Origin of the sequence: Phenylobacterium sp., assembly GCF_031425575.1 — a bacterium.
Taxonomy (GTDB): Bacteria; Pseudomonadota; Alphaproteobacteria; order Caulobacterales; family Caulobacteraceae; genus Phenylobacterium.
Genome location: NZ_JANPJP010000356.1, coordinates 1 through 9,411 on the forward strand (window position 1 = coordinate 1; position 9,411 = coordinate 9,411).

Sequence of the window (9,411 nt, forward strand, 5' to 3'; positions counted from 1 at the left end):
GGCCGCGTCGTGCGCGGCCGCCACCGCTCCCCTATCGGCGATCAGCTCGGTTCCGGCATCATGGACGAGTGCAGGTGATCGATCTTCCAGGCGCCGCCGTCGTACTTGTAGACGAAGGAATAGCGGGCTTTCACGGCGCGCGCTCCGCCGGTGGCGGGATCCTTCATATTGACGGTCCAGGTCCCAACGCGCGAGGCTGTGCGGCAGTCGATCTTCACGCTGCTGCTGTCAATCGTCGCCTGAGGACTGTTCTTCAGGAAGCTGACGAAATAGTCGCGCACGCCCTCGGGCGTGGTTCGCGGCTTGTTGGACACCGTCGCCAGCAGCACGGCGTCCTTGGTGAAGAGCCCGGCGACCTTGTCCGGGTCCTTTGTCGCCCAGGCGGCGTTGAAAGCCGTGAACTGCTGCGCGACGTCGGCTTGGCTCACGGTCGGGCACTTGGCGTCGTGCGCGGCCGCCGTCCCGCCCAAGGCCAGAGCCGGGACAAGGGTCGCGGCGAGAATGAAGCTTTTCATATTATGACACCCTCAAGGATCGTCTCATGGTTTGACAGCCAGACAGAGGCGCGGTGTCTCAGCATCCTGAGACGAGGTCCGGCCGCCTCCATTGGCGATGAGGGGCGTCTCTCCGCGGGGCAGCACAAACAACCGGACCCACACATCGAGATCACCCGATGCGGTCCGACATCACAATCGATGGCTCGATCGCCAGAGGGGCCCGTCCCGCGGTGAGGAGTTGGGTCGGCGAACCGCGATCTGCAAGGCCAAGCTTCAGCTTTGTTTCGCCCAGCGATGCGGATCGAGCATCCTCAAGGACGTTCAGCCCCGAGGGCGGCCGGGCCTGCGCCCGACCACGTGGGCTGGGGCGTCTCCCTTCGCGGCGGCCCCCCGGCGCCGAGGTCCGCGCGCCACCCGCTGTGGGACCTCAGCTCGTCAGCTGATCGGCAAGACCCGGTTCAAGCGCGGAACCGGTCGGGGCGCATGCGGCTTCCCAGCCTCACCACGACAAGCAGAAACGGAGCCACTCTAGCGAGCTAACCCTGTAAGCGGACCGAGTCTCCAAGCGGGCCTACGCGCCGCCGACGCGTTCAGCCGGGAAGACGAGCTGCACCGTCAAGCCTTCCGCGGACCAGTCGTAGGTGACCTCGCCCTGGAGTTGGCGAGTCAGATCAGCGATCAATCGCGAGCCGAACCCCCGCCGCTCCGGCTTCTGGAGATTTCGCAAACCGCGCTCGCCCCAAACAAGAGCGAGACGGCTCTGGATCAGGGACCAGGTCACGTGCAGCGAGCCATCAACCGACGAGAAGGCGCCGTACTTGCTCGCGTTCGTAGCGAGTTCGTGGACGATCATGCTGAGGGGCTGAACCTGCTCGGGCGCAAGCTTCACGGACGGGCCGTTGAGTTCGTAGGCGCCCGGACTGCCCAAGGCCTCGATGGCGTCGCCAACGATTTCTTCCAGCCGCGCCCCTTCCCAGGCGGTGCGGGCAAGCGAACCTTGAGCGCGCGCAAGCGCCTGGATGCGCCCGACCACCACATCCTTGTATTCCTTGAGCTGCTCGGCGCGGGTGAGCTGAACGATCGACTGAGCGACGGCCAGGACGTTGCGCGAGCGGTGGTCCACCTCGCGCATCAGCAATTCGCGGGCGGCTTCGTTGCGTTTCTCGGCGGAGATGTCGCGGACTTCGATGATGGTGCCGACGGTGCGGGCGTTGTCGTCGCGGATCGGACTGGCGGTGAAGGCCACGGGATAGAAGCCGCCGTCCTTGTGAACGAAAACCTCTTCGCCTTGCTCGTTGTGGTTTTGGGGGAAGGCCCGATCGATCGGGCAGTCCTCAAGCGCGTAAGGAGTGCCGTCCGGGCGGGTGTGGTGGATGACGTCGTGCAGCGGCCGCCCGAGGGTTTCCTGAAGCCTGTAGCCGGTCAGGCGTTCGGCGGCGCTGTTCATGTAGACGCACTGATGCCGCTCATCCATGAGGAAGATTGCGACGCTGGCGTTGTCGAGGACGGCGTTAAGACGGCGGTTGGTCTCGGCCAGGGCTACCTCCATCCGCTTGCGTTCGCTGATGTCGAGCAGGGCGATCGAGAGGCCGGCGATCTCGCCCGCGCGCCCAAGTATGTGGGCGGCGCTGATCTCGACCATGGCCCCAGAGCGGAGTTCGGCTTCGCAGCGGCCGCTCCGGCCAAGGGCGGCGGCGGAGAGGATGGCCTCCACAGCCCCTTGCGCGGGCTCCGTGAAGGCGTCCAGCAGGTTGCGCTCAGAGCCCGCCCAGCCAGGGCCGAGCAGCGCGGCGGTGGCGTCGTTCAGGCTGATCACGCGACCTTGGAGGTCTGCTGCGATGAGCCCCTGGGGCGCGAACTCCAGAACGCTGGCCAGATATCGCTCGGCTAGGGCGAGCTGTTCGCTGCGCTGCTGTAGCGCGGCGCGACCGACGCTAAGGTGACTCATCTGGCTGTTCAGATGATCGTAGAGGCCACGGGTCGCCCGGTCGCGCTGCGCCACGTCCATCAACTCGGTGACGACCGCGGCGTATTCCCTCTCGGTGGCCGTGTCGGCCACAACGACGGCGCCGGCGAGGTCTGGAATGAACGGCAGGCTAAGGCGGAGCTTCTCCACCTCTGCGGCCGGCGCCACGAACAGCAGCTTACTGGTCGGCCAGCGTTGTAGGGCCTGCCGGCCCGCGCTGGTGCGCCGCTGAACCCCGGGCCCGATGACCACGACATCGGGGGCGCCGGAGACCTCCGCGAGTTGATGGGGGAGGACCTGCTCATTGGGCAATGGAAGCGCCAAGGACGCATGCTCGCCAGCGATGACCAGGATCCTAGCCGTCTTCAGCGGCGCCATGATCATCTCAGAACGCCGGCAGGCCAAGAGCCGAACGCCCTAGCCAGGATTTCAAAAGGTGGGTGGTGGGAGACATGATGTGGGCGGCCTGTGCGTCGCGCTGCAGTCGGCCAAGCGCGCCGTTCTGCTGATACCCCTGGCCGCCCATGAGGGTCATGGCGGCATTGGTCACCCCGACAACGGTGTCGGCCACCTCAATCTTGGCGGCGAACAGCGCCGGTCCCGCGCTTGCGTCGCCTGCGTCATACAGGCTGGCCGCGTGATGCAGCAGGCTGCGGCAGCGCTCGACCTTCACCCACATGTCGGCGACCTGCTCGGTCAGGGCGGCGTTCTCGCTCAGCCGGGCGCTGGTGTGATCGTGCTGGCGCTGTTTCAGATGCTCGATGGCGAGCGCCATGGCCTGTCGCGCAATCCCGAGGTAGCTCCCGGCCATGGCGACGAGGAAGTAGGGCGCGACGATCTCGAACACGTACCAGAGTTGGTCGCCCTCGGCGCCCAGCAGATTGGCGCGCGCCACGGCCACGCTGTCGAGCTCAAGCGAGCGAGAGGAATTGCCGCGCATGCCAAAGCCGGCCCAAGGCGGACCCCAGGCGAGGTTCGGTGTCGCGGCGTCGACCAGCAGGCAGGTGAAGGTCCCTGGGTCCATGTCCTCGCCCGCCGCGACGGCGGAGACCACATAGGAATCGGCTTGGCCACCGTTGGTGACGAAGCTTTTGCGGCCGTTCAGGCGGAAGGCCTGGCCATCCGCCTCAAAGGTCGCGCGCGGCACATAGAAGTGCGCACCGGTGCCGGGCTCGCTCAAAGCCAGGGTGGTGATATGCTGGCCGGCCGCGATGGGTCTGAGATAGCGCTCGACCTGGTCGGGCGTGGCCTTCGCGGCGATCACAGCGGTGGCGACGCAATGCATGCCATAGCACATGGCCGTCGAGCTGCAGCCGGCGCCCAGCTCCTCAGTCACCCGGGCCAGGGTGAGAAGGCCCTCGCCTCGCCCACCATAGCCCACGGGCACGTGGAGCCCCATGAAACCCGCCTCAGCCAGCGCCCGCATGTTCTGGTCAGGCCAGGCGGCGTCCCGGTCGGTGGCCTCGGCATTCTGCGCAAGGAGGGTCTCAGCCAACCGTCGGGCGCCGGTGACGAGGTCATGGCCCGAGGATGTCGTGTTCGACGTGATCATCACCTGACATTAGCCCCCGACGAATCGCTCTAGCCGAGTGTAACGCGCTGAAGTGGAGAGGGTTCTCCAATGCGCGCCCCCGGAAGCAAGGCCCGCGGGACATGCGTCTAGAAGGCTAGGCGCCGCCTGGTCCGTCGGCGGGCCCACCGGTCTGACCGCTCAATTGACGCGCTTGAACGTCGCCTCGAAGGCCGCAAGGCCCGGAGCCGAGAAGGTCATCAGCCGCGTCCCCTTGCTGCGCCGCGCCCAGCCCAGCTCGTAGATCCGGGTCAACATCGCCGCCCCTAGCGAGCCGGCCAGATGGCTGCGGCGTTCGCTCCAGTCGAGACAGGCCTTGCAGACCGGACGGCGGCCGCGCGGGAGGCCTTCGGGTTCGACCCCGAAGGCGCACAGGAAACCGGTGTCAGGCCCCAGGCTGAGCGCGCCGCCCCGGTCCTCGATCACCCCACGAGCCAGCAGATTGTCCAGCATCGCCACCGCCAGCTCGCCGGCCAGGTGGTCGTAACAGACCCGCGCGCGGCGCAGGGCCGGCTCCTTGGGGCCAGGGCGGGTGCGCAGGTGGCCGGTCCGGGTGGCCAGGCCCATCAGGGTCTCCAGCAGGGCCGCCACGTCCTCGCCGGCCAAGGCGTAATAGACACTGCGTGACTGTCTGACCCTCACCAACAGGCCATTGTCGGTCAGCTTGGCCAGGTGCGAGGAGGCCGTCGAGGCCGTGATACCGGCCTCCCGGGCCAGTTCGCCGGCGGTCAGCGCCTGACCGCCGATCAGTGCGGTCAACATGTTGGCCCTCGCCGGATCCCCCAGCAGGGCGCCGATCCGGGCGATGTCGGGACCGAGTTTCATAGGCCCAGCCTAGCCTTTGAGATGCGCGACGACAATTCGATCACCATCGAAACATGACCGCCGCTCGACCGCCTATGAGAGGGGCCTTGTCTACCCTCCACGGAGACCAACACGTGACGATCACCTGCCACATCCGCTACGTCATCGACCCCTTCCAGCGCGACGCCTTCGAGGCCTACGCCCGAAGTTGGCTGACCATCATTCCGGCCTGCGGCGGCGACCTGATCGGCTACTGGCTGCCCCACGAGGGGACCAACGACGTGGCCCACGCCCTGATCTCCTTCCCAAGCCTGGCCGCCTACGAAGCCTACCGCGCCCGCCTGCGCACCGACCCGGCCGGCGCCGCCAACTTCGCCCTGGCCCAGCAGCAGCGGTTCATCCTGCGCGAGGAGCGCACCTTCCTGACCCCGGTGACCACCGGCTAGGCCTTGCCTGCCAAGGGTTCCGGCTCCATCGTCACCGCCTGGCGAGCCGCGATCAGACGGACACCAAGGGGAGCAAGAGACCATGTACCTGCCCGACCACGCCCGCCTGACACCCGACAAGCCGGCCCTGATCTCCGCCGACACCGGCGCGGTGGTGACCTATCGCGAGCTGGACGAGCGGTCCAACCGGGTGGCCCAGTTCCTCCAGGCCCGTGGCCTGCGCCGGGGCGACCACATCGCGGTCCTCATGGAGAACAACCTGGCCTTCATGGACCCGGTCTGGGCGGCCTTCCGCTCAGGGCTCTACGTCACCACCATCAACCGCTACCTGCCCCCCGATGAGGCCGCCTACATCATCGTCGACTGCGGGGCCAAGGCCCTGATCACCTCCTATGAGAAGCGCGAGACCGCCCAGGCCCTGGCCGACCTGATCCCCAACTGCCCCATCCGCCTGATGGTGGGCGGGACCATCCCCGGCTGGGAGTCCTACGAGGCGGCCCTGGCCGGCGCCTCGCCAGAGCCCCTGGCCGAGGAGTGGATGGGCGACTCCATGCTCTATTCGTCGGGCACCACGGGGCGGCCCAAGGGCATCCTGCGACCCCTGCCCCAGGTCACCCCGGCCCAGGGCTTCGCCACCCGCCAGGCGGTCAACCGCTATGGCCTGAGCCCCGTCAGCGTCTACCTGTCGCCCGCCCCGCTCTACCACGCGGCCCCCCTGGCCTATGTGATGAGCGTGCAGTCCTTCGGCGGCACGGTGGTGATGATGGAGCGCTTCGACGCCGAGCAAGCCCTTGCGCTGATTGAGAAACACCGCGTCACCCACAGCCAGTGGGTGCCCACCATGTTCGTGCGCATGATGAAGCTGCCGCCGGAGGCGCGCGCCCGCCACGACCTCTCCAGCCACAAGGTCGCTATCCACGCCGCCGCCCCCTGCCCGGTGGAGGTGAAGCGCCAGATGATCGAATGGTGGGGGCCGATCCTCTACGAGTACTACGCCGGCACCGAGGGCTCGGGCTCGACCTTCATCACCTCGGAGGACTGGCTGGAACACCCGGGCTCCGTCGGCCGCGCGGCGCTTGGCGTGCTGCACATCTGCGATGAGAATGGCGAAGAACTGCCGGTGGGCGAGACCGGCCTGGTTTATTTCGAGCGCGAGACCCCGACCTTCGAGTACCACAACGATCCCGGCAAGACCGCCGACGCCCGCCACCCCCAGCACCCCAACTGGAACGCGCTCGGCGACGTCGGCTACCTCGACGCCGACGGCTACCTGTACCTCACCGACCGCAAGTCCTTCATGATCATCTCGGGCGGGGTGAACATCTATCCGCAGGCCATCGAGGACCTGCTGGTGACCCACCCCAAGGTGGCCGACGTGGCGGTGTTCGGCATCCCGCACCCCGAGATGGGGGAGGCAGTGAAGGCGGTGATCGAGCCCGCGCCCGGGCATGCCCCGACCGACGACCTGGCCGAGGAACTGCTGGCCTACGCCAAGGCGAGGCTGGCCAGTTACATGGCCCCGAGGTCCATCGACTTCATCGCCGAGATGCCGCGACTGCCCACCGGCAAGCTCTACAAGCGCATCCTGCGCGACGCCTACTGGCAGGACCGCAAAATCTAGACGGCCGAGCCGTGGGTCTTCCGCCGTTCGGTGGACGCCAGGAGCTCGGCCCAGATGGCGTCATTGATGGCTTCGTCGCAGCCCTCAACGGCGGTCTGCAGGGTGATCAGGGCGGCGCGCAGGCGGCCGTTCTCAGCGGCCAGGGCCGAGAGGCGGAAGTCGTCCTCCGCGTGCTCCACCGGCGGCGGTACATAGGCTGCGCCCTTGGCCAGCAGAGTGCGGAAGGCCCGGTTCTCCATCACCAGGTGATGGGCGGCGCTATCCCAGCTCTCGGCGGCCAGCCCCATCAGCATGGCCGAGAGGCCGAGCGCGCTGGCGCGATCGACCGGGTTCACATTGGAGGCGGCGTTGGCGGCGACCTTGCCGGCGAGGTCCACGAGGACGGCGGGAACTGACGGGATCATAGCCGCCCCATGACTTGCAGCGCCGCCCGGTCCTGGGCGTTGGTCATGGCCCATGCGGGATAGACCATGATGGGTTCGCGGTTGCCGCCGTCCAGCCAGGCCCGGGCGCTGGAGACCCAGATCGCCTGGCCCTTCACGCAGTTGAACAGGGTCCACCAGTGCAGGGCGGCAGGGTCGGCCTGCATGCCGCTGGCCCGCTCCCAGATGGCGATGGCCTCGGCGTCCGGGACAAGGCCGCCGGCCAGGCCCCGGCCGAAGCTCCAGATGGGGTTGAGGCTCCAGCCCAGGTCCTCCAGCGGGTCCCCCAGATGCGCCATCTCCCAGTCCAGGACGCCGTGGATCTGCCCTTCCGTGTCATAGAGGAAATTGCCGGTGCGGTAGTCGCCGTGCACCACGCCGACCTTCTGGGCCGGCGGTGGTGGGTTCGCGCGCAGCCAGCGGATGGCCGCCCGGATGATCGGCAGGGGCTCGGCCTCGTCGTCATTCAGGACATCTTCCCAATAGGTCAGTTCACGGTTCCAGCAGTCGCCCGCCGCGACCGCGGGCATGATGTTGGCCAGACCATTGGCCACCGGATCGGCCTTGGCGATCTCGCCGAGGATGGTCCACTTGCGCTCGGCGAGTTTGGCGTGGGTCCCGAGATAGGGCTCGGCCCACAGCAGGCCCGGACCGGCCTGGAACCCCGCGATCTCCTCGGCGATGAAGAAGGGGTTTTCCAGCGGCCCGTCGCCCTCCTCCAGCCACAGCATCTCCGGCCCCGGAACGCTCGTCCCGTGGAAAGCGCGATAGGCCTCGAATTCGATGCGGCGCTCGGTGTCGATCAGGCTGGCGGGCGGATCACGGCGCAGGATCAGCTTGCGCTCGCGGGCCTCGCCGCCCTCGTTCCAGGAGCCCACAAAGCGATAGGTCTCCCGCGAGGCGCCACCGGAAATGCGCGACAGATCGCGGACGGCGACGTCGGTGGCGTGCGGCATACGGCCCGCCATATAGGCCGCGATACGGGGTTCGAGGGGATGGCTCACCGGGCGCTCGACGGGCCTTGCGCGACTGTGGACTGGGAAAACGTCGTGTCGGCTGCGCTCATCTGCACCTGGCCGCTTGTCGACCCTACGTAAGCTTACGCTAGGTCAGCAATCGACGCTCTCCCTTGTCTTGTTATCTTTGTTCACTTGATACTGCCCTGACACGCGCGGCGGCAATACCGACAACGAAAACACGCGCCCGGAGGAACCCCCGATGCTCACCAAGGCCGATGATTTCCCGATCCATCAGACCCCCGATCCCATCGCCTATTCGGGCACCGACCGGAACTTCTACGACCGCTACTTCTTCAACGGCTACCAGCCGGACGGGACCGAGTTCGTCGCCGTCGCCTTCGGAGTCTATCCCAACCTCAACCTCGCCGACGCCCACTTCGCGGTGGTACGCGACGGGGTGGAGCACTGCCTCCATGTCAGCCGCGTTCTGAACAGCGAGCGGATGGAACTCTCCTGCGGGCCGATCACCATCGAGGTTCTGGAGCCCCTGCAGAAGCTGAAGGTGACCGTGGCGAGTTCCGAGGGCATCGCCGCCGAACTCGTCTTCGAGGGCCGCACCTTCCCCATCGAGGAGCCGCGCTTCACCCGCCGCAACGGGCCGCGCGCCTTCATGGACTATACCCGCCTGACCCAGAACGTGCGCTGCACCGGCTGGATCGAGGTGGACGGCAAGCGGGTCACCCTGGCGGCCGGAAGCGTCGGGACCCGGGATCGCTCCTGGGGCATTCGGCCGATCGGGGCGCCGGATCCGCAGCCCGCCGTGCCGCAGACCATCACCGGCTTCTTCTGGCAGTGGACCCCGCTGAACTTCGCCGACCGCAGCGTCTTCTTCCACGTCAACGCTGACTCCGACGGCACGCCGTGGAACACCCGGGCGGTGATTCTGCCCGACGGCGCGGGCGAGGGCGGCGGCTATCACAGCGAGCACGCCAGGATCGACGACGTCTCGATGATCCCCGGAACCCGACACGCCCAGGGCGGCACCCTCAACATCCCTCTCGCCCAGGGCGCGGCCAGCGTGAAGTTCGAGCCCTTCCTGACCTTCCTGATGCGCGGAATCGGCTAC

Annotated in this window: 9 protein-coding genes; 3 read left to right on the forward strand and 6 right to left on the reverse strand. The window is 67.6% G+C overall.

Features of this window, described 5'->3' with window-relative positions:
- Nucleotides 1–41: 41 nt before the first annotated feature.
- The 4 genes from RMO97_RS19795 to RMO97_RS19810 all read right to left on the reverse strand — a co-directional run bounded on the left by RMO97_RS19795 (nucleotide 42) and on the right by RMO97_RS19810 (nucleotide 4,858).
- A complete protein-coding gene (locus RMO97_RS19795) occupies nucleotides 42–515 on the reverse strand; it encodes an SgcJ/EcaC family oxidoreductase (RefSeq protein WP_310542723.1) in 474 nt (157 codons plus the stop codon).
- Nucleotides 516–1,068: 553 nt separating this feature from the next.
- A complete protein-coding gene (locus RMO97_RS19800; RefSeq protein ID WP_310542724.1) occupies nucleotides 1,069–2,841 on the reverse strand; it encodes a PAS domain S-box protein in 1,773 nt (590 codons plus the stop codon).
- Nucleotides 2,842–2,848: 7 nt separating this feature from the next.
- On the reverse strand, nucleotides 2,849–4,015 hold the full coding sequence (locus RMO97_RS19805) for an acyl-CoA dehydrogenase family protein (RefSeq protein WP_310542725.1): 1,167 nt from the start codon (nucleotides 4,013–4,015) through the stop codon (nucleotides 2,849–2,851).
- Nucleotides 4,016–4,174: 159 nt separating this feature from the next.
- Nucleotides 4,175–4,858 carry a metalloregulator ArsR/SmtB family transcription factor gene (locus RMO97_RS19810; RefSeq protein ID WP_310542726.1) on the reverse strand — a complete coding sequence of 228 codons (684 nt, stop codon included), beginning with the start codon at nucleotides 4,856–4,858 and terminating at the stop codon, nucleotides 4,175–4,177.
- A gap of 113 nt (nucleotides 4,859–4,971) precedes the next feature.
- Between RMO97_RS19810 and RMO97_RS19815 the strand changes: the two genes are divergently transcribed.
- Entirely contained in the window at nucleotides 4,972–5,283 is a 312-nt protein-coding gene (locus RMO97_RS19815; protein ID WP_310542727.1) for an NIPSNAP family protein, read from the forward strand.
- 82 nt (nucleotides 5,284–5,365) lie between these two features.
- Nucleotides 5,366–6,904, forward strand: a complete 1,539-nt coding sequence (locus RMO97_RS19820; RefSeq protein ID WP_310542728.1) for an acyl-CoA synthetase — start codon at nucleotides 5,366–5,368, stop codon at nucleotides 6,902–6,904.
- On the opposite strand, the gene RMO97_RS19825 is transcribed toward RMO97_RS19820, so the two are convergent.
- Together RMO97_RS19825 and RMO97_RS19830 are read right to left on the reverse strand one after the other, a co-directional pair.
- Complete coding sequence (locus tag RMO97_RS19825) at nucleotides 6,901–7,308, reverse strand: hypothetical protein (RefSeq protein ID WP_310542729.1); 408 nt, start codon at nucleotides 7,306–7,308, stop codon at nucleotides 6,901–6,903. The two genes, RMO97_RS19820 and RMO97_RS19825, sit on opposite strands and share 4 nt — an antisense overlap.
- Nucleotides 7,305–8,330 (reverse strand): phosphotransferase family protein, encoded by a 1,026-nt coding sequence (locus RMO97_RS19830; RefSeq protein ID WP_310542730.1) that lies wholly within the window; start codon nucleotides 8,328–8,330, stop codon nucleotides 7,305–7,307. Before RMO97_RS19830 ends, RMO97_RS19825 begins: the two co-directional genes overlap by 4 nt.
- 214 nt (nucleotides 8,331–8,544) lie before the next feature.
- Here RMO97_RS19830 and RMO97_RS19835 point away from each other — a divergent pair.
- A partial coding sequence (locus RMO97_RS19835; protein WP_310542731.1) for a hypothetical protein occupies nucleotides 8,545–9,411 on the forward strand: 867 nt, incomplete at its 3' end.